Raw genomic sequence first — 22,970 nt, forward strand, 5'->3', positions numbered from 1 at the left:
AACCCCCGTTGAGAGCCCCTGTCGCCCAGTTCCGATGATCTTCGTCGTTGCGGCTTCCGGATTCCGGCCGTAATTTTCGGGTGCCCATCGCGCCGGCGGCGACAAAGAGGGAGCCCTCATGCCCAGAATCGTGGCACTCGTGCTGGCGCTGGCGCTGATCCTGGCGGGAAGCCCGGCCGCCGCGGCGGTGGTGACCGTGCCCGTCGGGGCGCAGTTCACCGACACGAGCGGCGCGCTGGTGCACGCGCACGGCGGCGGCGTGCTGAAGGTAGGCGCGTACTACTACTGGTTCGGCGAGAACCGCAACGCCAACGGCACCTTCCGGTACGTGTCGGTGTATCGCTCGGCGGATCTACGGACCTGGGAGTTCCGCAACAACGTGCTCACCCAGTCGAGCGCGGCGGAACTCCAGGTCGCCAACATCGAACGGCCGAAGGTCATCTACAACGCGAGCACCGGCCAGTACGTGATGTGGATGCACAAGGAGAACGGCAGCGACTACGGCGAGGCCCGGGCGGCGGTGGCGGTGTCGTCCACCGTGGACGGCAACTACACATATCTCGGCAGTTTCCGCCCGCTGGGGCATATGTCCCGGGATATCACGGCGTTCGTGGACACGGATGGCACCGGGTACATGATCTCCGCGGCGGATGAGAACTTCGATCTGCACATCTACCGGCTTACGCCGGACTACCGGTCGATCTCAGCGCTTGTCCGGATGTGGGACGGCGACCATCGCGAAGCGCCCGCGATGTTCAAGCGCAACGGCGTCTACTTCCTGCTCACCTCGGCCGCCACCGGCTGGCAGCCCAACCAGGCCAGGTACGCCACCGCCACCAGCGTCACCGGCCCGTGGAGCGCCTGGCAGAACGCCGGCGACGGCCTCACGTTCGGCTCCCAGTCCACGTTCGTGCTGCCCATCCAGGGCACGCAGACCACGTCGTACCTCTACATGGGCGACCGCTGGGCCGGCGCGTGGGGCGGCCCGGTCAACGACTCCCGCTACGTCTGGCTGCCCATCACGTTCCCGACCGGCACCACGATGAGCCTGTCCAACGCCCGCCAGCTCAGCGTCGACACGACCACCGGCACCCTGTCGGCGACCGGTTCCGGGTTCGACCGCCTGGCCGTACGGCATTCGGGCAAATGCCTGGACGTGCGCAACCAGTCGACCGCCAACAGCGCCGCCGTCGTGCAGTACACCTGCAACGGCGGCGCCAACCAGCAGTGGCGAATCCAGTCGATCAGCGGCGGCTACGTCCAGGTCATCGCCCACCATTCCGGCAAATGCCTGGACGTGAACAGCGCGAGCACCGCCGACTACGCCACGATCCTGCAGTACACCTGCGGCTCCGGCGCCAACCAGCAGTGGACCCTCCAGGACGCGGGCGGCGGCTACCTCCGCCTGGTGGCCCGCCACTCCGGCCGCTGCCTGGACCTCCCCAGCGCCTCCCTCACCGACAACATCCAGTTCCAGCAGTACGCCTGCCACACCGGCAACCAACAGCAGCTCACCCGCACCGCGCTCTAACCAGGGCTTCTGTCGGCTCTCCAGATCTTGCTGCGGAGGTCGGTGCCTCGGATGACCTGGATGCGCCAGGGGCGTAGGGCCAGCACCTGGAGTTGGGGGTCGGTGGGGCCTTCTCGCCAGAAGCGGCCCAGGTCGTATCCGGCTCCTGGTGGGCTGGTTTTGCGGTAGAGGTCCCATACGTGGCGCTTGGTGTCCAGGTCGTCGACCCATTCGGCGACGGTGTCGACGCTGACGGCGTTCTGGCGTGGGCTCCAGTAGGAGAACGTGGTGTGCGGGTTGGCTGCCAGGTGGGCCGTCTTGACGGGGGTCTTGTACGTGGCCAGCCAGCCGATCGGGTGGTCTGCGACGAGCTCCCAGATGGGGATCAGCACGCGGGCCCGGGGGCGACCCTTCTGGTCGACGGTGGTCATGGTGGCGTAGACGATGTCGCCGATGTAGGCGTTGAACTCGTCCTGGATCGCGGCGAAGGAACTCGCTTCGGTGGCCATCGGGGTCAGGCCAAGGTCTCGGCGGGCACGGGCTCCGGAGTCCGAGGCGCGCGGCGGGCGCCGAGGCCGGAGGCGATGACGGCCGCGCCGAGGATCCCGGCGGCGACCGGGACGAGGAGGGCGGTCTGGAGCGCGTCCAGTCCCGCCTGGGGTGCGGTGTCGTCGCCGAGGGCCGCGACGTTGACGGCGGTCACCGCGGACAGGCCGAGGGCGGTGCCGAACTGTATGGCGGTGTAGAGCAGGCCGCCGGCCAGGCCGTGCTCGTCTTCGTCGATGCCGTCGGTGGCGGCCATGGTCAGCGGGCCGTACGCCAGGGAGAAGGCCAGGCCCAGCAGGATCATGGTCGGGAGCATGGCGGTGTAGGCCCAGTCCAGGCCGACGGGCAGGAACAGGGCGTAGGCCAGGGCCGCCAGGAGCATCCCGGCGAACAGCACCCGGGCGTTGCCGAATCGGTTCACCAGCCGTGGCGTCAGGGTGGGGGCGAGAATCGTGTCGACACCGATCACCAGCATGGCCAGGCCCGTCTGGAGGGTGCTCCAGCCGCGCAGTTCCTGCAGGTAGAGGGTGACCAGGAACTGGAAGCCGGCGAAGGAGCAGAGGAACAGCAACGCCCCCAGGTTGGCGCGCACCAGCGGGCCGGAGCGCAGGATGCCCAGCCGGACCAGAGGGTCGGGCGAGCGGCGTTCGATGACGACGAAGGCCGCCAGCAGAGCCAGTCCGGCGGCGAACGCGGCCACCGTGCCGGCCCAGCCGTTGCCGGGGTGCTCCAGGCGGACGACCCCGTACACCAGCGCGAGCATCGCGCCGGTGATGCTGAACGCGCCGGCCAGGTCGAAGCGCCGTCCCGCGCGCTCCGGAGTGCCCGGATCCTTGATGAGCGGGATGGCGGCCAGCAGGATCACCGCGGAGAGGATCACCGGCGCGAAGAACACCCACCGCCAGCCGAATGAGGCCAGGACGCCACCGGCGACCAGGCCGAGCGAGAAGCCGCCCGCGGCCGTCCCGGCGTAGACGCCCAGCGCCTTGGTGCGCCGCGGCCCCTCGGGGAAGTTGCCGGTGACGAGGGCCAGCCCGGCGGGGGCCATGAACGCGGCGGAGACTCCGGTGACGAACCGGGCGACCAGCAGCATCCAGCCCTCGGTCGCGAACCCGCCCAGGCCGGAGAAGACCAGGAAGACGGTCAGCCAGAACAGGAACATCCGGCGGCGGCCCAGCAGGTCGGCGGTCCGGCCGCCCAGCAGCATGAACCCGCCGTAGCCCAGCACGTACGCGCTGACGACACCGCTGAGCGTTCCGGTGGACAGGCCCAGATCGGCCCGGATCGACGGCAACGCCACATTCAGCATCGCCACGTCGATCCCCTCCAGGAAGATCGCTCCGCACAGGACGAACAAGACGCCCCAAGCGCGCCCGTCCATCCGGCCTTGTGGTGTTGACATGGGGGAACTCCTTGGTTCTTCAGATGGCTGCTGGTTATCTCTTGTAACCAGCAGCATCCTGGGACACCATCAATGACCATGGAAGACGGCACTTCAAAGTCCCCCGGTTACTGCGGGGATACCGATGGCGACTACGACGTTCTCCAGTGGGATACCCGGGAGGACTGCGAGGTCCGGCAGATTCTCGACCGGATCGCCGACAAATGGTCACTGCTGGTCATCGCCCTGCTGGACCAGCGCAGCCTGCGCTTCTCCGAACTGCGCCGCAGGATCGAGGGCATCAGCCAGCGCATGCTCACCCGGACGCTGCGCCAGCTGGAGCGCGACGGCCTGGTGAGCCGCACCGTGTATCCGGCCGTGCCGCCGCGCGTGGACTACGAGCTCACCCCGCTGGGCGTGACCTTGCATCACACCATCCGCGCGCTGGTCACCTGGACCGAGGAGCACCAGAACGAGATCGCCTTCGCCCGCGCGGCGTACGACGCCCGGGTGACGGCCGAGCAGGAGGCCGCGGAGCGGGACTCGGCGGAGCGGGACGCCATCGCCCGGGAGGTGCTCGCGGCGGGCCGGGCGAACACCGGCTGAGCGATGATCAGGGAGCGCGGAACGGGGTGAACTTCAGGATCGGGGCCAGGGTGAACAGGGGCTCGCCGGGGGTCAGGGCGCGCTCGCCCAGGATCGTGTTGATGATCCCGGCGAGGGACTGGGAGACCTTGAACGGCCAGGGCCGGACGCCGCCGCCGAGGCCGCCTTCCTTGATCCCGGCCACCGACGCCAGCGCGTCGGGGGCGAAGCAGGTGGCCAGCTGGACCTCGCGGGTGGCGCGCACGCCGTTGACGACCGGCCTGGCGTAGGCGCCGCAGGGCATCACGCGGATCGCGAACCCGTCGTCGATGCGCAGGTGGGAGCCGTTCTTCAAGGTGATGGAGAACCCGCCGGGGTAGCAGATGCGGCCGTCCAGGCCGATGCTGTCGTGCTGCATGCCGATCGGCATCGTGATGCCGAGGTCGGCGCCGTCCGCGCCGATGACGCGGCTGACCGGCTTGATCGCGTCCCAGGTCCCGTCGTACTTCTGGACCAGCTCCCTGATCTTGGGTTCCCAGAGGACCGTCGCCTTGCCCCAGGGCGAGAAGTAGAGGCCGCCCTGGGTGCTGGAGCAGTACTCGGTCCGCGGGGCCTCGGCCGTGGCCACGGTGACGGTGGACATGGCCAGGGCCGCGCCGGCGACGGCGGACGCGATCAGACGGATGGTGCGCATATGTGGATCCCTCTCTGGACACGAAACGTTGTCACCCTAAGTAGCTGACGACTACATAAAGCGATGACACGCCCGCTTTTCCCGGGCGGGTTACGGTGGAGGGATGGTGCTGCCACTGGAGGCCGAAACTTTCGGGCTCAGTGAGGATGACCGTTTGAAGGATTGACCGGATCACCGAGTAGTACCTATGTTTCAAGGGCGAAAACTCTCGGAGCTAATCCGAAAGTTTCGTCCCCACATGTGGAGGCGCCGGCGGATCGGCGCCCGCCGGCGCCTCCATCCCATCGTTTAGAACTCCGAGGTGTAGGTGACCAGCGACTGGCGGTCCAGCCGTGTCGTGGCGTTGTAGCAAACCACGTCGCGCACGGTGGCCTGGCTGCCGCCCGTCCCCCACGTCGTCAGCAGGTTGCAGTACTCCGGACCGGGTCCGTACGCCGTGACCTGGACGTGGTCACGCAGCACGCCGACCCTCGGGAAGAGCACCAGCCGCATGCCGGCGCCGGCGGTCTGCACCGTGTTGACGCCGCCCTGCGAGTTGTAGTTGATGCCCGGCGGAGCCGGGACGTACGGGCCCGGATTGGCCGGGTTGAGATCGAAGGTGTAGGCGAAGTTCTTCGGCGGGATCGCCCCGCCGGTGATCGCCCGCTCCCGCTGGTAGGTCAGGTTCCAGCCGGTGTTGAAGGGATTGTTGACCCCGTCATGGCAGCGCACCTGCACGGTCTGCACAGCCGCCGAAGGCGCCCAGCCGCCGACCTTGCACCGGGCGGGAGCGGTCGGATTGACCGCGGTCACCTGGATGTTGCCCGCGGGCGACGGCGAGCCCAGGCCGTTCAGGGTGACCGTCCAGACGCCGAGACCGCCCGGCACCACGGTGTTCGCGGCGAGCACCGAGTTGTAGGAGCCGACGACCGCCGCGCCGTTGTAGGCGACGTAGCCGAAGCCGTGGGTGCCCGGCGGGAGCGGGCCGCTGCTCTCCTCGTAGACGATGGTGAACGGCACGAACCCGGGCACCCCGCCGAACCGGTAGCAGCGCACGCTGACCACCTCGTCGACGCCGACCGCGTTCCACTTCTCGACCTGGCACCAGGCCGGTGCGCTGACCACGGCCGTGACGTGCACGATCCCGCCGGGGCCGCCGATCTGCGGGAACCGTACGAACGTCTGCCCGACCACGCCCGGGGAGACGTTGACGCTGAACGCGGCCGGCCAGCTGCCGGCCTGGTGGCTCGGGTCCGGCACCCCGGACGGGATGTTGACGAGCGCGAATCCCCACCGGTTCGGCACGGCCGCCTGCGCCGGACCGCTCAGCGCGGTCAGCCCGGCCGCCACCAGGGCTGCCGACACCAGGGCGAGAAGAATCCTGCGGAGGGGTAATCGGATTGGCGACATCACGCTTCCTCACTACTCGGGAAATCGGCCGGTGCAGGCCGTCCTGACGTTCATAGGCTGGAAATCAACCGTTGCGAAGACTCATTTCACCGACTGGACGCCAACTCCGTTGTCAAGGCCCTTTGACGTGCGAATTCGAGTTACTCGTGTATTTCGTTTTCGCGAACGATTCATTGGTACGGCATGATGGTCCGGTGGACCCCTCCGGAGCGATTTCGGGAAGAACCGCGCGGCCCTATATTCGCCGAACTTCATGGCCCATTTTCGGCCACCCTTATCCGCCCTCTCGTCCGCCGGACTAAGGGAATGTCCCCTTGATCATTTTCGATGCCCGGAAGGACAGTCAATGGGACACGGCCTGCGCGGGGCCCGGATCAGCACGACTCTCACCTTCATCCTCGCGGGGATCTTCTCGGGCACGATGGCCGTGCGCATGCCCGCGCTCACCGAGAAGCTCGAACTGTCGGAAGGGCAGCTGGGCCTAGCGCTGCTCGCGCTGGGGATCGGCTCGCTGGCCAGCATGCAGGCGGCTCGCCCCCTGATGCGGCGGCTGGGCGGCCGGGGCATCCTGGCGATGGCCGGGCCCAGCTGCGCGGGTTCGCTCGCGCTGGTGGGGGCAGCCCCCTCCTACCCGCTGCTCCTGGTCGCCACGAGCGTGTTCGGGATCACCTTCGGCCTGCTCGACGTCGCGATGAACGCGCAGGGCGCCGCGGTGGAGGCCGGGTACGGGCGCCCGCTGCTGAGCGGCATGCACGCCGGCTGGTGCTTCGGCGCGATCGTCTCGGGCGTCCTCGGCTTCGCGGCCATCCGGCTGGGGCTGACGTTCACGCCCCACCTGGTCACCGTCGGGCTGGCCGGCGTCCCGGCCGCGCTCGCGCTCATCCCCGCGTTCCTGGCCGACCCGCCCGCGCCGGAGGAGGACGCCGGTGCACGGCGCGGGCTGCCCCGGGTCGTGTACCTGCTCGGCGTCGTCGTGTTCGCGGCGTTCACGGTCGAGGGCATGGTCGCCGACTGGAACGGCCTCTACCTGCGCGACATCCTCGACGCCCCCGAGTGGCTGGCCGCGCTGGGCTATCCCCTGTTCGTGACCGGCATGCTCATCGGCCGCCTCGCCGGAGACCGCCTCCGGGCCCGGTACGGCGCCCGCGCCCACCTCACCGCCAGCGGCGTCGCGACGGTGGCCGCGTTCACGGTCGTCGTGACGGCCCCGGCGGCGGGGGTGGTCCTGCCGGTCCTGCTCCTGGCCGGGCTCGGGATCGCGCCCGTCATCCCGTTCGCGCTGTCCCTGGCGGGCAGCGCCGACCCCGCGCAGTCCGGCCCGGCCATCGCCCAGACCGCCACCATCGGCTACGCGGGCCTGCTGCTCGGGCCGGTGATCATCGGCTTCCTGGCCGACGCGACCTCGCTGCGGGTGGCCATGGCGTTCGGCCTGGTCCTCGGCGTGGTGATCGCGGTGACGTCCCGCTTCCTCCCCGGGGACAGGCCCGGCAGTGCCGTACCCAGCCTGACCCGCGAGGAGTCCACGGCTCAGCGCTAGGCCAGTTCGCGGCGGACCAGGGCGACCGCTTCGGTCATCGCCTGGAGTTTGGCGAAGGCGCGGGGGCGGGGCAGGTATTTCATGCCGCAGTCGGGAGCGATCTGGAGCTGGTGCGGCGGGTGGTAGCGCAGGGCCTCGCGGATCCGGGCCGCGATGGACTCCGGGGACTCCACGTCCGGGGTGGACAGGTCGACGACGCCGAGGATGACGGTCTTGCCGGGGAGCTGCTTGAGGATGGACAGGTCGAGGCCGGGCTGGGCGGTTTCGATGGCGATCAGGCCAGCGGCGCAGTCGTTGAGTTCGGCGAGGAAGGAGTAGCCGGGGGGCCGCTCGTGGACGATCGCCGCGTAGCCGAAGCAGGTGTGCAGGGCGACCGGGCCAGGGAGGCCGTCGATGGCGCGGTTGATGGCTTCCACCGCGTACTCGCGGGCGGCTTCGGGGCGGGCCTGGAGATAGGGCTCGTCCAGTTGCACGATGTCGGCGCCCGCGGCGAACAGGTCGGCGACTTCGGCGCGGACGGCGTCGGCCAGGGCGAGCGCCAGGGAGCGGCGGTCGCCGTAGAAGTCGTCCTGGGCCTGCTGGGCCATGGTGAACGGGCCCGGTATGGTGATCTTGACCGGGTGGCCGGTGTTGCGGCGCAGGAACTCCAGGTCCCCGACCTCGACCGGGCGGGTGCGCTGGATCGGGCCGACCGCGCGGGGCACGGGGTTGGGGTGGCCGGTGCGGTCGATGGCGGTGCCGGGGTTCTCCACGTCCATGCCGTCCAGGGCGGTGGCGAAGCGGTTGGAGTAGCTCTCCCTGCGGATCTCGCCATCGGTGATGATCTCGATGCCCGCGCGTTCCATGTCGCGGATGGCGATGATCGTGGCGTCATCCTGCGCTTCGGCGAGGAACTCCTCGGGGATCCGCCAGATCTCCTTGGCCCGCACCCGGGGCGGCAGCCTGCTGCCGAGCATCTCCCGGTTGACCAGCCAGTCGGGCTGCGGGTAGCTGCCGACCACCGTCGTCACCAGAACACCGTCAATCACCATGAGCGACCTCCTCCCCCGACCTTGCCCCGCCCAGCCGATCCCGGCAAGAGCACGCCGTGCCATGGCTCCGCCCGCCAGGGACAACCGATGGAACGAAAAGTCACGACAAGGGAGTAGTAGCAAGACATCAGGGGGATCGATCATGGATGTTGAGGTCAGAGGCCCGGCTCGGGAGGAGACGGCTGCCGCCGAGTCACCCGTGACCGAAGGGGCCAAGGGGAAGCTCTTCCACCGGCACGAGTGGCTGGAGATCGAGCGGATCGGGAACGTCGTCACCAGCCAGTGCCTGTGCGGCAAAAGCAAGACCCGCGTCAAGTAGGTCTGGACGGCTTCGAATTCCGATCCCGGGGTAAGGGACTAGGGGTTTCCCTAGGCCGGATCCGGATCCGGCCGCACTCCCCCGCGCTTAACGTGGACCGCCACGAGCGGGGAGGTGGGCAATGAGCATGCCGGGCGATCCGGGCGGGGGCGGGCCGGAGATCCCCCGCGAGTACGGCGCGACGTCCGACGGAACCTCGCCGCGGGAACACGTCCCGGCCGCGCCCGACCTGGTGGCCGACTCGATCATCTCGCGCCCGCTGATGGAGCGCATGGCGGTGGCGGAAGGCCGCCAGCTGGGTGTGGTGATCGAGCTGCGCACCTCCCATCCGGGCGGCGTGCGCGGGGCGTACGAGCAGGTCAACGCGCTGGTCCGGGAAGTGGCCGGAACCGAGACGCGGCAGGTCGGGTCGTATCTGGCGGTGGCGCTGACCGCCGACGAGATCCGCGACCTGGTCGACCGGGACATGGCGAAGGGCCGCAGCCGCGCCGACGCGTCCACGCCGGGCGCGCCCCGCTGGTCGATCCACCGGCTGTGGCCCAACTTCGAGGTCACCCCGCTCACCCACCGCAGCGTGATCACCACCAAGTGCGCCGCCGCGCACCGCACCTTCGAGGCCTCCGGCGAGGGCATCGTGTGGGCGGTGCTGGACTCGGGCATCGCCCCGCACGCCCATTTCGACCTGCATCGCAACCTGGAGGAGCTGCCCGGCATCCGGCATCGCAGCTTCGTGCCCGGCAAGACCCACGCCGAGGCCCTGCTCGACGAGCACGGCCACGGCACCCACGTGGCCGGCATCCTGGCGGGCGAGTCGATCAGCAAGGCCGCGCCGCTCATCGCCGCCGCCTGGTACCAGGACGAGCGCAACGCCATGACCGGGCAGCTGGACGTGCGCCGGCTGGAGGTCGAGTCGTTCCGCGGCATGGCGCCCCGCTGCCGCCTGCTGTCCTGCAAGGTGCTCCGCGACGACGGCACCGGCGACGTCACGGCCGTGCTGGCGGCCCTGCAGTACATCAACGACCTGAACGCGGGCGGGCGCGAGCTCAAGGTGCACGGCGTCAACCTGTCGGTCGGCTACCCGTTCGACCCCAGCTGGTTCGGGGCCGGGCTCAGCCCCGTCTGCCGCGAGGTCGACCTGCTGGTCCGCAGCGGCGTCGTCGTGGTGGTCGCGGCCGGGAACACCGGTTACGGCTTCGCCCAGGACACCGGCAGCAGGGCCGTACGGCTCGGCCTGGACATGACCATCAACGACCCCGGCAACTCCGACCTGGCGATCACGGTCGGGTCCACCTCGAACAGCCCGCACGTCAGCGGGGTGTCGTATTTCTCGTCGAAGGGCCCCACCGGGGACGGGCGGCCCAAGCCCGACCTGGTCGCGCCCGGCGAGCGCATCGTCAGCGCCGGTTCCGGCGCCCTGCTGCGGCGGGCCACCGACACCGTGAAGGACGCCATGTTCGTCGAGGACTCGGGCACGTCGATGGCCGCGCCGCACGTGTCCGGGGTGATCGCGGGCTTCCTGTCGGTGCACCGCGAGTTCATCGGCCGTCCCCGGGAGGTCAAGGAGACGCTGATGCGCTCGGCCATCGACCTGGGCCGGGACAGGTCCTTCCAGGGCGCCGGGCTCGTCGACGCCATGCGCGCCATCCAGCTGGTCTGAAAGGGAGACTCCGGTGCGATTCCCGTACGCGAAGGTGCAGTTCCGCTCCACCGGCGAGCCGCACGACCCGGCCGAGCGGCAGCGGGCGCTGGACCTGGTCCGGGCGCCCGGCGTGACCGACATCCTGGTGCTGTCGCACGGCTGGAACAACGACATGGCGGCGGCCGAGGCGCTGTACCAGGACCTGGCCGCCAGCCTGGACAGCGTGCGCCGCCCCGGCGGGATGAACCTCGCCGTGATCGGCGTGCTCTGGCCCTCGATCCGGTGGGCCGAGCCGGGGCAGCTGGCGGGCGGCGGCCTCGGGGTGGACGACGGCGCGGCCCAGCTCAGGCGGGAGATCCAGGAGACGGTCCCCGACCCGGAGCTGGCGGCGGCCCTGGACGCGCTCGTCGGCGACCTGGACTCCGCCGCCGCGCAGGCCCGGTTCCTCGGCCTGCTGCGCGGCTCGCTGCCCGCCGTGGCGCCGGGCGACGAGGAGCCGCCGCCCTCGCTCCTCACGGTGGGCGACGCCGGGACGGCGTTCTCGCTGGCCGGAGAACCGCTGCCGCTCGCGCTGCTGCCGGAGGCCCCGGGCGGGGCGGGCTCGATCGGCGGCGGGCTGGCGTCGTTCAGCGACGTCTTCCGGGCCGGGCGGCTGCTGCTCAACACGACGACGTACTTCACGATGAAGGAGCGCGCGGGAACGGTGGGGTCGACGGGGGTGGCCCGGCTGCTGAACGACCTGGCGACCGTGGCGCCCAACGTGCGGCGGCATCTGGCCGGGCATTCCTTCGGCGCCCGTCTGGTGACGGCGGCGGCACGACGGCACGCGCCATTGCACTCCATCTCGCTGCTGCAGGGCGCTTTCAGCCACTACGCGCTGTCCACCGACTACGACGGCGACAAGGACGGCTTCTTCCAGGGTGTCCTGTCCCCCGGCCGCCTGACCGGGCCCATGCTGATCACCCACACGGCCAACGATCTGGCCGTGGGCATCGCGTACGCGGTCATCTCCCGCCTGGCCCGGCAGAACGCCTCGGCCGTCGGCGGCCCGGACGACACCTACGGCGGCCTGGGCCGCAACGGCGCCCTGCGCACCCCGCAGGTGACCGCGCCCCCTGACTCTCTCCTCGACGCCGACGCGACGTACGCCTTCCGCCCGGGAAAGGTCTACAACCTCCAGTCCGACACCTTCATCAAGAGCCACGGCACGGTCACCGGCCGCGAGGTCGCCAACGCCATGATCCAGGCCATGACTGTCAGGTGAAATATTCAGCGCTTCGCCGTCCTGAACTGAGCGAACAGCCGCCTCCACACCAGGGATTTTGACGGCTGGCGGGCTAGACCGGACGATCCCGGCAGATGGGAACAGGCCGTTCCCGATCAGAGAGGACATCATGCGAAACGTCCTTCGGGCGGGCGCCGGGGCCGCCCTGGCCGCCCTCGTGTTCGCGTTCGGCTCCGCCGCCGCCGTGGCGGCGGTGGATACCTCGCCGCCGTCGAAACCGACCGGGCTGCGCGACAACTGCCTCGCCGACTACCCGGGTACGGCCTTCTGCTGGACCCCGTCCACCGACGACGTCGGCGTCACCGGCTATGACGTGTTCCGGCAGATGCCGGCCGGCTTCGTCAAGGTGGGCACGGCGCCCGCGACCCAGCTGCCGATGTTCGCCGAATCCGGGCTGGTCACCGGGCAGACGTACGTCTACCGGGTGCAGGCCAAGGACGCGGCCGGGAACCTGAGCGTCGTGTCCGACCCGGTCTCGGTGATCGCCCGGCAGGGCCTCCCCGTGCCCCCGTCCTGCCGGGTGGAGTACCTGACCAACACCTACAACAGCACCGGCTTCTTCACCCAGATCAAGATCTTCAACACCGGGTCGATCGCCGTCAACTCCTGGACTCTCGCCTTCACCTTCCCCCACCCGGGGCAGCAGATCACCAACCCGTTCGGCGCCACCTGGACCCAGACCGGCGCCAATGTGACCGCCAGGAACCTCCCGTGGAACGCGGTCATCCCCCCGGGCGGCAACGTCCAGATCGGCACCAACGGCACGCACACCAACGCCAACCCGGTGCCCGCCCAGTTCAGGGTCAACGGAGTGCTCTGCTCCTGAGCCCACGATCCGGCGCCTCCCGTTAGCCCTAGGGATTCCCCTAGGGCTAACCCTGGGGGCAATTCGCGCGCGGGAATCTAACCTGACCGTGAATACGCCGGAGGAACGATGGACTACTACAGCCAGCTGGTCACCGATCCCGATCTCCGCGCCGAGTTGCTCGACCGGTTCGACGAACTCGCCGGCGCCGCCGCCGCGAAGGGCGGGCTCGAAGGGCTGGAGCGCCTGGAACCGCCCACCGTGGACGAGGCCGCGCGGGCGGTGGAGAGCATGACCGAGGGCACCTGGGTCCGGGACGACAGCGCCCTGGAGGCCATCATCCTGGCCTTCACCCGCCCGGTTTATCTGGTCCAGGACTCCACCTACACCTCCTCCGCTAGCGACTTCCCGGACAGCGTCGAGATCGCGAACCGCCTCGATAGCGCCCGCCCCGCGCTGGAACGTGCCATCCCCAGCGCCGGACGGGTCGATCTCCGCAACCACCGCCTCCAGTGGGCGGGCACCGCGTGGATGGTGCGCGAGGACATCGCCGTCACCAACCGGCACGTGGCCGAGGTGTTCGCCCGCCAGAACGGCGACGCGTTCGTGTTCCGCACGCATTTCGACGGCTCGATGACCAGGGCCACGCTGGACTGGCGCCGGGAGTACCAGCGACCGGCCGAGTCCCGCTTCCGGGTCGAGGAGGTGCTCTGGATCGAGCCGGACGGCTCCGCCGACGTGGCCCTGCTGCGCGTGTCCGCCACGGGCGAGGAAGGCGAGGCCCAGCCGCCGGTCATCGACCTGATGACCGAGCAGGAGATCGCGGCGACGACCGCGGTGGCGGTGATCGGCTACCCCGCGCGCGACAGCCGGAACAGCGCGGACGACCAGCGGCGCCTCTTCGGCGACGTCTACGGCGTGAAACGCCTGGCCCCGGGCCAGATCACCACGGTGTCGGCGGACGGCCTGCTCCAGCACGACGCCACCACCCTCGGCGGCAACTCGGGCTCGGTCCTCATCGGCCTGGAGACGGGCAAGGCCGCCGCCCTGCACTTCGCGGGCCTGGAACATGTCGCCAACTATGCCGTGCAGGCGCACGTCATAGAGCGAATCATCCGGGAGCGGGCACGATGAGCTCGTGGTGGGAGGATCCCGGCACCGACTGGGGCACGGGCCGCCCCGGCCGCGTCGCCGACGTGCTCTCCCGCGCGTACGAGACGCCGCAGGCCATCCGCCCGCTGATCGAGCGCACCGGCCTGGAATGGCGGGCGGAGTACGCCGACGCCGCCGCCCGCACCACCTGGATCATGATCCTGGCGCGGGCCGCGACCTCGGCCAGCGTGCTCGATCTGATGGCCGAGGTGCTCCAGGACCCCTCGTCCGAGACCTCCCACCACCCGCTGGAGATCCTCCTCGGCCCGGAACAACTCCGCGCCGTCCAGGGCAGGCGCGTGCTCTGGTACGGCGCCTCGATCACGCTGCTGGAATCCACGGCGGAGCCGCCCGACCCGGGCGACCGGCCGCTGGACGCGCTTGAGGCGATCACCTCCAGCGCCGCCGGTCTCAGCGACCCGCAGGCGTACATGCGGGCGATGAACGACGCGGTGCGCCGCCTCGCCATGATCCAGGTGGGCGGCCGCCCGCGCGGCACCGGCGTGCTGGTCGGCCCCGACCTGCTCATCACCGCGGCGCACGTATTCGACCCGCGCGAGCTGCCGCCCCCGGGCCTCCAGGACGTGGACGCGGTCTTCGACTTCTTCGCCACCCCCCGCCGCAGCCCGGCCGAGACCGGCACGAAGGTGGCCGTCACCGAGTTCATCTGCGGCAGCCTGCCCACCCCGGGCGAGCTCGCCGGCAGCCGCGACTTCCGCGCGCCGCCGGACCGGCTCGACTTCGCCCTGGTCAGGCTGGCCGCCCCGGTCCCCGCCCCGGACGGATCCGCGCGCGGCCACTACCCCCTCAGCGACACCCAGTACGACTTCGCGGCCCAGGCCCCCCTGTGGGTGTTCCAGCACCCCCTGGGCGAGTTCCAGAAGTACTCCAAGATCTCAACGCCCACCAGGAACGCGGCCGGGACCCGCGTCCGCTACCGGTGCAACACCATGAACGGCTCCTCGGGCGGCCCGGTGATCGACGAACGCGGCACCCTGGTGGCCCTGCACCACTACTCCCCCGGCGACATCAACCAGGGCGTGCCGATCTCGGCCATCGCCGCGATGGTGCGCTCCGGTCCGCACGCCGCGCTCCTGAACGCCGGCGCCGCCCCGCCCGCCCGGGCTCGCGCCGCCGACCCCTTCAGCGTCAGGGAACTCCTCGGCCGCCCGTTCGTGCACCGCGAGAACCTCCGCAGGTACGTCAGCGAGATGGCCGCCCCGACCGGAGGCAGGACCCTGGTGATCACCGGTGCCCGGGGCAGCGGAATCACCTACTCCTACAGCCTGCTGGCCCACGTCGCCAGCCGATCCACGATCACGGAAAGCCTCCGCCAGGCCGCGCCCGCCGGGCTCGTCGCCTTCACGGTGAACCTGCGCCACTACGTCAACGTCCCGGTGGCCGAGCGCAGGCTGCGGATCATCGGCGACATCTGCGTGAACCTGGGCCTGACCGGCCCCCACGAGCCGATCGCGCAGGAGGCCCGCAACACCACCACGTTCAAACACTGGCTGCACAGCCGCCTGCGCCACTCCGACAAGCAGTGGTGGCTGTTCTTCGACAGCCTCGACGACGCGGTCGCGGCCGGGCAGGGCGGGGTCAACGAGCTGATCCACGCGATCATCGACCTGGCCCAGGATCCGCAGATCCCGCTGCGGGTCGCGCTCGGCGGCCGGGACGCCGACAGGTTCGCCGACGGCGCCGACGCCTGGCCGCAGCGGGACACCGTCTCCGGGCTCAACGCCGCCGACGTCGAACGCTGGCTCCGCGCCCGGGCCGAGGACGAGGGCCACCACCTGGACGACGCCCGGCTGTCGGCCGAGCTCGCCTCGCTGTTCCCCGACGGCCAGCCGCCGCCGCTGCCCGCCCAGCTGGCGCCGCGCCTGCCGGCGGTGCTGGTCAGCCTGCTGGAAGGCGGCCGATGATGGACCGCGACCTGGCCGAGACCCTGCGCCGCCAAGCGGACTTCCGCGACGACCTGGCCCGCACCCCGATGGTGGAGCACCTGGCCCTGCTCGGCACGTTCAAGGCGGCCGACGTCAGCGCGGACGTGCTGCGCCTGCTCTGCGAACGCCTGCCCAGGGACGAGGCCATGCTCAGCGAGGGCCCGCGGATCGACGCCCTGGCGGCGATGCTCCGGCGCGGCGGCGCCGGAGAACCGGCCCGCGTGCGCGCGCCGCTCGACGACCCTCCCCCGACGCCGCTGCAGCGGATGCTCGACTCCTTCGTGCTCGACCTGCGGATCCCGGTGGCGGAGCGGGACGAGGACGAGCTGGTCGCCTCCATCAGCGTCTGGCGCTGGTTCACCGACGCGCTGGCCCTGGCCGGGCTGAGCGGCCAGGTGGCCGTGACCCCCGACCTGGACATGATCGAACGCCGCCTCTCCCTGCTCGACCTGACCCGGGCCGTCCGCACGCTCGTCAACGACGGCTGCTTCGGGCGGGAGCGCGAACTGGCCGCGCTCCACCGGCACGCCGACGCTCCGGGCCCCCGGTTCGCGACGATCGTGTACGGCGTCGGCGGGGTGGGCAAGTCCACGCTCATCGCCCGCTTCGTCATGGACCTCGCCGACCGCGGCCGCCCGTGGGCCTACCTGGACTTCGACCGCCCGACCCTCTCCTCCTACGACCCGGTGGTGGTGCTCAACGACATCATCCGCCAGGTCTCCGTCCAGTTCCCCGACGACAAGCGCGTGCTGCGCCGCTGGCAGGACCTGGATCGCAGCGCGAAGGCCGGCGGCGGTCTTGAGACGTACGGCAGGGGGCTCTCCTACGAGGTGCTGGCGAGCTCGTTCGCCGGGACCGTGCGGGAGCGGGGCCTCGCCGGCCTCGTCGTGGTGCTCGACACGTTCGAGGAGGTGGGCCGGGCGGACCGGTTCACGCGGGACAAGCTGCGCGAGCTGTTCACGCTGCTCGCCCACGAACTGCCGGACTTCCGGCTGGTCATCTCGGGCCGGGCTCCGGCGGAGACGTTCGGGCCCGCGACCACAATCCGGCGGCTGCACCTGCGACCACTCCCCGGCCCCGAGGCGGTGACCCTGCTGGCCGTGCTGACCGGCAGGGAAGCCGAGCGGGCCCAGCTCCCGGACCCCTTCGACCAGGCGCTCGGCGCCGAGATCGTCCGGCTGGTCGGCGGCCTGCCGCTGACCCTCCGGCTGGCGGCCCGGGTCCTCGCGCGGGAGGGCGCCGCCGCCGTCACCGACGCCGCCGACCGCGCGCGCGTCCTGGACCGGGTCCGTACGGACTTCGTCCGCGGCTTCCTCTACCAGCGCATCCTCGCCCACCTCCGGGCGGGCAGCCCGGAGGACGGAGAGGCGCTCCGCCAGGTCGCCCGGGCCGCCATCGTGCTCACCAAGGTGACCCCCGAGCTGATCGAGCGCGTGCTCGTCCCCGCCCTGGATCCCCCGCCCGCCACCCCCGCGGAGGTGCTCCACCGGGACCTGGCCGCGGAGATGGCGTTCATCGAGGGCCAGGAGGGCGTGCTGCGCCTGCGCGAGGAGCTGCGGGGCCCGGCGCTCGCCGCGCTGAAATACGACGACCCCCAGCTGGTGGCCAGGATCCACGAGCGCGCCATCGCGTTCTACCAGGCCGAGGGGGGCGCGGCCGTGGACATCGCCTACCACCGCCTGGCCCGGGGCGAACCGGCCGCGGTCGTCGCCGCCGAGGCGGGCGAGGACGCGCTCCGCCTGCTCGAACCCTCGCTCGACGACTTCCCCGAGGTGTCGGCCAGGCTGATCCAGCAGGCGCTGGCGGGGACGCCCGTGCTGACCGCCGAGGTGGAGACGATCCGCTGGGAGCGCCGGACGCTCGCGGCCGTCGAGGTGGCGTTGCGCGCCGGTGAGCTCGGCCGGGCGCGGGCGCTGCTCGGCGAACGGGACGACCGCACCGAGTCGTCCCCGCTGTACCGCCTGGAATGCCGCCTCTACGAGGCGGAGGGCGACCTCGTCCAGGCCGTCGACTTCGCGCGGCGGGACCTGGCCGCCGCCACCGCCGCCGGTGACGCGGTCCGCTTCGCGGCGGCCGCCGTACGGGTCGCGGAGCTCGAGGAACGGCGGGGCAGGCCGGACCAGGCCGCCCGCGGGCTGCGGGACGCGATGGCCGCCGACCTGCTCGGCGGGCATCCCGGGCTGCGGCTGGAACTGCTGCTCAACATCATGACCATCGAGGAGCGCGCCGGGCTCGGCGACGGCGACAGCCGCTGGACGCGCGAACTGGACGCGCGCGCCCTCCTCCAGCGGGCCGGGCCGCGCGCCGCCGAGGAGAACACCGGGCTCGTCCGGCTGCTGGCGGCGGCCCTCGGCGCGGAGGAACCGCGGTGGGTGGAGGCGGCCGCACGCCGGATCGGCCTCGGGCTGGTGGAGGATCGCGCCCTGGTCGCGGAGCTGGTGGCCGCGGTCGCCGCGTGGGATTCGGCCCAGGACGTGCCGGGCACGCTGCTGGCGCGGGCGACCGGCACGACCTCCGCCGCCGACGCGCTGCCCAGCGCCTGGAACACCGCCCTGTCCGGGCTGGGCATCTATGCGGGGCCGCTGCTGCAGAGCCTGTGGAGCCTCGGGCCGCCCCCCGAGCCGGTGCGGACCGCGCTGCGGCGGATCTATCTGTGGTGGCGAACGCCGCAGGATCGCCCCGAGGCCGTGACCGGCGAGGTCCACTTCCTGGCGGAGACGCCACTCGACTGGTCCCGCGCCGAGGTCCAGGGGCTGGAACGGATCCTGTTCGATGCCTACCCGACGAGCACGCACCTGGCGTCGATCGCGGCGCGGGCGGGCCTCGACGTATCGGCGATCACGTGGGGACGGCTCGGGCGCCCAGCCCGTGACCTGCTCAGCCACGCGGACACGACGGGCATGCTCGGGCCGCTGGTGACCGCCGTGCTGGCCGACTCGAGCGTGGCCGCGTTCCACTCCGAACTCGCACAGCTGGTCGGCGAGCGCTGGCTCGACGACCACATGATCTCCCCTCAGACAGGAAGGGACAGCGGATGACGACTCTGGTGTTCATCCACGGGCGTGGCCAGGAAGGCAAGAAGCCGGAGGTGCTGCTGCGGAGCTGGCGCGCCGCGCTCGCGGCCGGTCTTGTCGCGGCCGGGCAGGCCATGCGGCCGCAGGTCGCGGCGGTCATGCCGTACTACGGGAACGTGCTGCACAGGCTGGCCGGTGAGGCGGCCAGGCAGGGGCGGCCGCTCCAGCTGGAGAGCATGTCGGACGACGACCCCCTGGAGGCGCCGTTCCACCCGCACCTCACCGAGGAGGCGGGCGAGATCGAGCGACGCCTGATCATCGAGATGGCCGCCGCACGAGGCGGCCCCCTGCCAGAGGAGGGTCTGGCGGACCTGCTGTCGTGGGGGCCCGCCCGGAACGCCCTCACCTGGCTGTCCCGGCACAGCCGCCTGGACCAGGAGATCATCAAGGCGTTCCTGCAGGACGTGGCCGTCTACCTGAGCTACGGCCGGGAGCAGGTGCTGGCCACGGTCCGGGCCGAGATCCCGGCGGCGGGACCGATCGTGCTGGTGACCCACAGCCTCGGCACGGTGGTCGCCCGCGACCTTCTCGACGAGCCCGCGCTCCGGGACCGGGTCACCCTCTGGGTGACGGCGGGCTCCCCGCTCGGCCTGCCTTCCATCCAGCGGAACCTGCTGTCGAAAGGCGCGCACAATCCCGGCGTGCAATGGGTGACGGCGTACGACGTCAACGACATCGTGGCGCTCGGGCATCCGCTGGTGGGGGCGTGGGGCCGGCCGCTGGAGGAACTGGAAGTCGACAACGGGGCGGAACCCCACGACATCGTGAAATACCTCTCCCACGGGAGTGTGGCGGGGCCGATCGCGCGGGCGCTGACCTGAAAGAGCGCGCAGTTCTCCGTGGGCCGGTAGTTCCACGGCGCGCAGCCGTTTCCTCCGGCCGCTGGTTCCAGGACTGACGGGCCATCGTTGATTCCTTCCGGTCGGCGTTAGAGGTTCCCCCGCCGCTCCTGTTCACGCTCCAGCGCCTCGAACAGGGCCTGGAAGTTGCCCTTGCCGAAGCCGAGGGAACCGTGGCGCTCGATGAACTCGAAGAAGACCGTGGGCCGGTCCCCGATGGGCTTGGTGAAGATCTGGAGCAGGTAGCCGTCCTCGTCGCGGTCCACGAGGATGCCGCGCTTCTGCAGTTCCTCGATGGGCACGCGTACCTTGCCGATGCGGGCGCGGAGCTCCGGGTCCTCGTAGTAGGAATCCGGGGTGTCGAGGAACTCGACTCCCTCCTCCCGGAGGGCGTCCACGGTGCGCAGGATGTCGTTGGTGGCGAGGGCGAGGTGCTGGGCGCCAGGCCCCTGGTAGAACTCCAGGTACTCGTCGATCTGGCTCTTCTTCTTGCCGATGGCCGGCTCGTTGAGCGGGAACTTCACCCGGTGGTTGCCGTTGGCCACCACCTTGGACATGAGCGCCGAATACTCGGTCGCGATATCGTCGCCGATGAACTCGGCCATGTTGGTGAAGCCCATGACCCGGCGGTAGAAGTCCACCCACTCGTCCATGCGACCCAGCTCCACGTTGCCCACGACATGGTCGAGCGCCTGGAAGAGCCGCTTGGGGGCGCCGGGACGCTTGGCGTGGGTGGAGGTCCGCGCGACGTATCCGGGGCGGTACGGGCCGGTGTAGCGGGATCGGTCGACCAGGCTGTGCCGGGTGTCGCCGTAGGTGGCGATGGCCGCGACGCGGATCGTGCCGTGCTCGTCGGAGACGTCGTGCGGCTCCTCGACCATGGTCGCGCCCTGCCGGCGGGCGTGCTCAACGCAGCGGTCCACGTCGGGCACCTCCAGGGCGATGTCGATGATCCCGTCCCCGTGCCTGCGGTGGTGGTCGTGCAGCGGGCTGTCCGTGGCGACGCCGCCCTTGACGACGAACCGGACGGCGCCGCTGGTCAGGACGTACGCGTGATGGTCGCGGTTGCCCGTCGCCGGGCCGGAGTAGGCCACCAGCTCCATGCCGAGGGCGGACTGGAAGAAGTGCGCCGTCTGCGTGGCGTTGCCCACCACCCATTCGACCGCGTCCCATCCGGTCACGGGGAAGGGGTCGGTGGAGACGTTGTAGGAAACCAGCCCGACCAGCTGCTTCAGCTCCTCGAAGCCGAGTTCGGCCAGGAGCTCCTGACGGGTCAGGGTCTGCTCGATGCGCACGGCGGCCTCCAGGGGATTGGGGTGAGTGAACTTCCCGGTATGTCACTGCATCGAGGATTAGGCGCGCAACCTGCTAAATGATTGGCTGATCAACATGGCAATCGAGTAGGGGCGAGTTCGCGTATCGGCTATACAACTTGTCCAGTGTTTTGGCGGCACGTGGAGCTATCGGTGAGTCCGATAGCCGCCATCGGTGCCAGGACTTGGACGCCGACCGGCCGCCTGCCTACCGTGAGCGCGCGCCACAGGGTGTGATTTTTTCGGCCTGATTTCTTGAATGTGACAAATGGCGTGATTATGTCATCGAGGATGGCGCTGAGCGCATTTTGTATTTCCATATCGGCCAGACCGATGGATCGCATCGGAAATGCGCGTTGGACTGCGGAATTGCCAGTTCCTACCGTCGAGACAACAAGCCGGCTGGGCCGGGCAGTCTCACGGAGGTCTACACGTCGTGATCCGCACTGGGAAGCAGTACATCGAGGGACTACGGGCGCCGCGCGAGGTGTACGTCGGCGGCGAGCGAGTCGTGGACGTGACGACGTATCCGGCGTTCCACGAGCCGATCCAGAGCTACGCCCGGCTGTACGACATGAAGCACGACAGCCAGTACCAGGACATTCTCACCTACACGGAGGAGCCGGGCGGGGAACGCTACGACATCAGCTACCTCGTCCCGAAGAGCAAGGAGGAGCTGAAGGCGAAGGGCAGGGCGTACCACACGTACGCGCGGGCGTCCTACGGATGCCTGGGCCGAGGCCCGGAGTTCATGGCGGCGTTGATCGCCGGGATGTGGGAGAGCACGGACTGGTTCGAGCAGTGGGGCGAGGGCGGCGCCCAGAAGGTCGCCGACTACGTCCGCTACGTCCGGGACAACGATCTCTTCCTCACCCACGCGCTCGGCAACCCGCAGTCAGACCGATCCAAGCCCTCCCACCAGCAGGCGAATCCGTACATCCACCTGCGGGTCAAGGAGGAGACCCCGGAGGGCCTGATCATTAGGGGCGCCAAGCAGCTGGCCACCGCCGCGCCGGTGACCGACGAGATCCTGGTGTTCCCCAACGGCCGCCAGTTCGGGCCGGGCGACGACGCGTACGCCCTGTGCTTCGCGGTTCCGACCACCACCCCCGGCGTGAAGATCATCTGCCGTGAGCCGCTGGTTCCCGAGAGCCGCAACGTGTACGACCACCCGCTCAGCTCCCGGTTCGAGGAGATGGACGCGCTGATCGTCTTCGACGACGTGCTGGTTCCGTGGGATCGGGTGTTCTTCTACAACAGCCTCACTGCGGCCAACAACATGCGCTTCATGACCGGCGTGGCGGCGTTCTCCGGCCACCTGTCCGTCCACCGGGCCACGGTCCGCGCGGCGCTGACGGTGGCCACCGCGATGAAACTGTGCAATTCGGTGAAGACCGACGTGTTCCCCAACGTCGGGGAACTCCTCGGCCGGCTGGCCGCGCTGTACAAAGCCCAGGAAGCTCTGCTGTTCCGGTGCGAGGAAGAGCCGAGGGTCAGCGAAACCGGCACGTACTGGGTCAACGGGGACGCGCTCAGCGCCTCCGGCCTGCTCTTCCCGGACTTCTACACGACCATGCTGGACGTGATCAAGCGGACCGGCGCCGCCGGGCTCATGCTCACGCCCACGCTGGGCGAGTTCACCGGCGAGGTCGCCGACCTGGCCAACACCTACTTCGCCGGCGCCGACGACATGCCGGGCGTGGACCGGGTGCAGATCGCCAAGCTGGCCTGGGATCTGGCCGGGGACTCGGTCGGCCAGCGGCTCTCGCACTACGAGCGCTTCTACATCGGCGAGCCCATGTTCGTCGCCTCGTTCTTCGCCCGCTCGGCCGACATGGGGCTCGGCCGGGAACTGCTGGAGAACATCCTCGCCGAAGGCCGGGCGCTGCGTGACGCGGCCCTGGAGTCCCGGCCCGGCAGCTAGC

General features: G+C 70.5%; 18 protein-coding genes. 12 read left to right on the forward strand and 6 right to left on the reverse strand.

Annotated elements, in window-relative coordinates:
• Window positions 1–118: 118 nt before the first annotated feature.
• A complete protein-coding gene (locus Amac_RS26700; RefSeq protein WP_155357156.1) occupies window positions 119–1,531 on the forward strand; it encodes an RICIN domain-containing protein in 1,413 nt (470 codons plus the stop codon).
• Here Amac_RS26700 and Amac_RS26705 read toward each other — a convergent pair.
• Both Amac_RS26705 and Amac_RS26710 read right to left on the reverse strand, forming a co-directional pair.
• Window positions 1,528–2,019, reverse strand: coding sequence for a pyridoxamine 5'-phosphate oxidase family protein (locus Amac_RS26705; protein WP_155357157.1), 492 nt, complete (start codon window positions 2,017–2,019; stop codon window positions 1,528–1,530). The genes Amac_RS26700 and Amac_RS26705 overlap by 4 nt on opposite strands.
• Before the next feature lie 5 nt (window positions 2,020–2,024).
• Window positions 2,025–3,458, reverse strand: coding sequence for an MFS transporter (locus Amac_RS26710; protein ID WP_218041297.1), 1,434 nt, complete (start codon window positions 3,456–3,458; stop codon window positions 2,025–2,027).
• A 78-nt stretch (window positions 3,459–3,536) separates the two neighbouring features.
• Here Amac_RS26710 and Amac_RS26715 point away from each other — a divergent pair, with 78 nt between their 5' ends.
• Window positions 3,537–4,043 carry a winged helix-turn-helix transcriptional regulator gene (locus tag Amac_RS26715; protein WP_174900229.1) on the forward strand — a complete coding sequence of 169 codons (507 nt, stop codon included), beginning with the start codon at window positions 3,537–3,539 and terminating at the stop codon, window positions 4,041–4,043.
• A gap of 7 nt (window positions 4,044–4,050) precedes the next feature.
• On the opposite strand, the gene Amac_RS26720 is transcribed toward Amac_RS26715, so the two are convergent.
• Window positions 4,051–4,716, reverse strand: coding sequence for a hypothetical protein (locus Amac_RS26720; protein WP_155357159.1), 666 nt, complete (start codon window positions 4,714–4,716; stop codon window positions 4,051–4,053).
• Between the two features lie 288 nt (window positions 4,717–5,004).
• The gene (locus Amac_RS26725; RefSeq protein WP_155357160.1) at window positions 5,005–6,105 is read right to left on the reverse strand and encodes a hypothetical protein; all 1,101 of its coding nucleotides are present in this window, start codon (window positions 6,103–6,105) and stop codon (window positions 5,005–5,007) included.
• Between the two features lie 346 nt (window positions 6,106–6,451).
• On the opposite strand from Amac_RS26725, the gene Amac_RS26730 reads away from it, so the two are divergent.
• Entirely contained in the window at window positions 6,452–7,642 is a 1,191-nt protein-coding gene (locus Amac_RS26730) for an MFS transporter (RefSeq protein WP_155357161.1), read from the forward strand.
• Here the strand turns inward: Amac_RS26730 and Amac_RS26735 are convergent.
• On the reverse strand, window positions 7,639–8,673 hold the full coding sequence (locus Amac_RS26735) for a uroporphyrinogen decarboxylase family protein (RefSeq protein WP_155357162.1): 1,035 nt from the start codon (window positions 8,671–8,673) through the stop codon (window positions 7,639–7,641). The genes Amac_RS26730 and Amac_RS26735 overlap by 4 nt on opposite strands.
• A gap of 142 nt (window positions 8,674–8,815) precedes the next feature.
• Between Amac_RS26735 and Amac_RS26740 the strand changes: the two genes are divergently transcribed.
• From Amac_RS26740 to Amac_RS26775, 8 genes are all read left to right on the forward strand, one after another.
• Window positions 8,816–8,992, forward strand: a complete 177-nt coding sequence (locus Amac_RS26740) for a hypothetical protein (protein WP_155357163.1) — start codon at window positions 8,816–8,818, stop codon at window positions 8,990–8,992.
• Between the two features lie 121 nt (window positions 8,993–9,113).
• Complete coding sequence (locus Amac_RS26745; protein ID WP_155357164.1) at window positions 9,114–10,649, forward strand: S8 family peptidase; 1,536 nt, start codon at window positions 9,114–9,116, stop codon at window positions 10,647–10,649.
• 13 nt (window positions 10,650–10,662) lie between these two features.
• Window positions 10,663–11,895 (forward strand): hypothetical protein, encoded by a 1,233-nt coding sequence (locus tag Amac_RS26750; protein WP_155357165.1) that lies wholly within the window; start codon window positions 10,663–10,665, stop codon window positions 11,893–11,895.
• A gap of 130 nt (window positions 11,896–12,025) precedes the next feature.
• Complete coding sequence (locus Amac_RS26755; RefSeq protein WP_155357166.1) at window positions 12,026–12,742, forward strand: cellulose-binding domain-containing protein; 717 nt, start codon at window positions 12,026–12,028, stop codon at window positions 12,740–12,742.
• A gap of 108 nt (window positions 12,743–12,850) precedes the next feature.
• Window positions 12,851–13,855, forward strand: coding sequence for a trypsin-like serine peptidase (locus Amac_RS26760; protein ID WP_155357167.1), 1,005 nt, complete (start codon window positions 12,851–12,853; stop codon window positions 13,853–13,855).
• A complete protein-coding gene (locus Amac_RS26765; protein WP_155357168.1) occupies window positions 13,852–15,798 on the forward strand; it encodes a trypsin-like serine peptidase in 1,947 nt (648 codons plus the stop codon). Before Amac_RS26760 ends, Amac_RS26765 begins: the two co-directional genes overlap by 4 nt.
• Window positions 15,795–18,857 carry an ATP-binding protein gene (locus tag Amac_RS26770; protein WP_155357169.1) on the forward strand — a complete coding sequence of 1,021 codons (3,063 nt, stop codon included), beginning with the start codon at window positions 15,795–15,797 and terminating at the stop codon, window positions 18,855–18,857. The genes Amac_RS26765 and Amac_RS26770 overlap by 4 nt, the downstream gene beginning before the upstream one ends.
• Window positions 18,854–19,714: a lipase family protein gene (locus tag Amac_RS26775; RefSeq protein WP_155357170.1), complete on the forward strand. Its 861-nt coding sequence runs from the start codon at window positions 18,854–18,856 to the stop codon at window positions 19,712–19,714. Before Amac_RS26770 ends, Amac_RS26775 begins: the two co-directional genes overlap by 4 nt.
• A 107-nt stretch (window positions 19,715–19,821) precedes the next feature.
• Here the strand turns inward: Amac_RS26775 and hppD are convergent, their stop codons facing one another.
• Complete coding sequence (hppD, locus tag Amac_RS26780; RefSeq protein WP_155357171.1) at window positions 19,822–21,027, reverse strand: 4-hydroxyphenylpyruvate dioxygenase; 1,206 nt, start codon at window positions 21,025–21,027, stop codon at window positions 19,822–19,824.
• A gap of 454 nt (window positions 21,028–21,481) precedes the next feature.
• Here hppD and Amac_RS26785 point away from each other — a divergent pair, with 454 nt between their 5' ends.
• Window positions 21,482–22,969 (forward strand): 4-hydroxyphenylacetate 3-hydroxylase family protein, encoded by a 1,488-nt coding sequence (locus tag Amac_RS26785; RefSeq protein WP_170322662.1) that lies wholly within the window; start codon window positions 21,482–21,484, stop codon window positions 22,967–22,969.
• Window position 22,970 lies beyond the last annotated feature (1 nt).

The organism is Acrocarpospora macrocephala, from assembly GCF_009687865.1.
In the GTDB taxonomy this organism is placed as follows: domain Bacteria; phylum Actinomycetota; class Actinomycetes; order Streptosporangiales; family Streptosporangiaceae; genus Acrocarpospora; species Acrocarpospora macrocephala.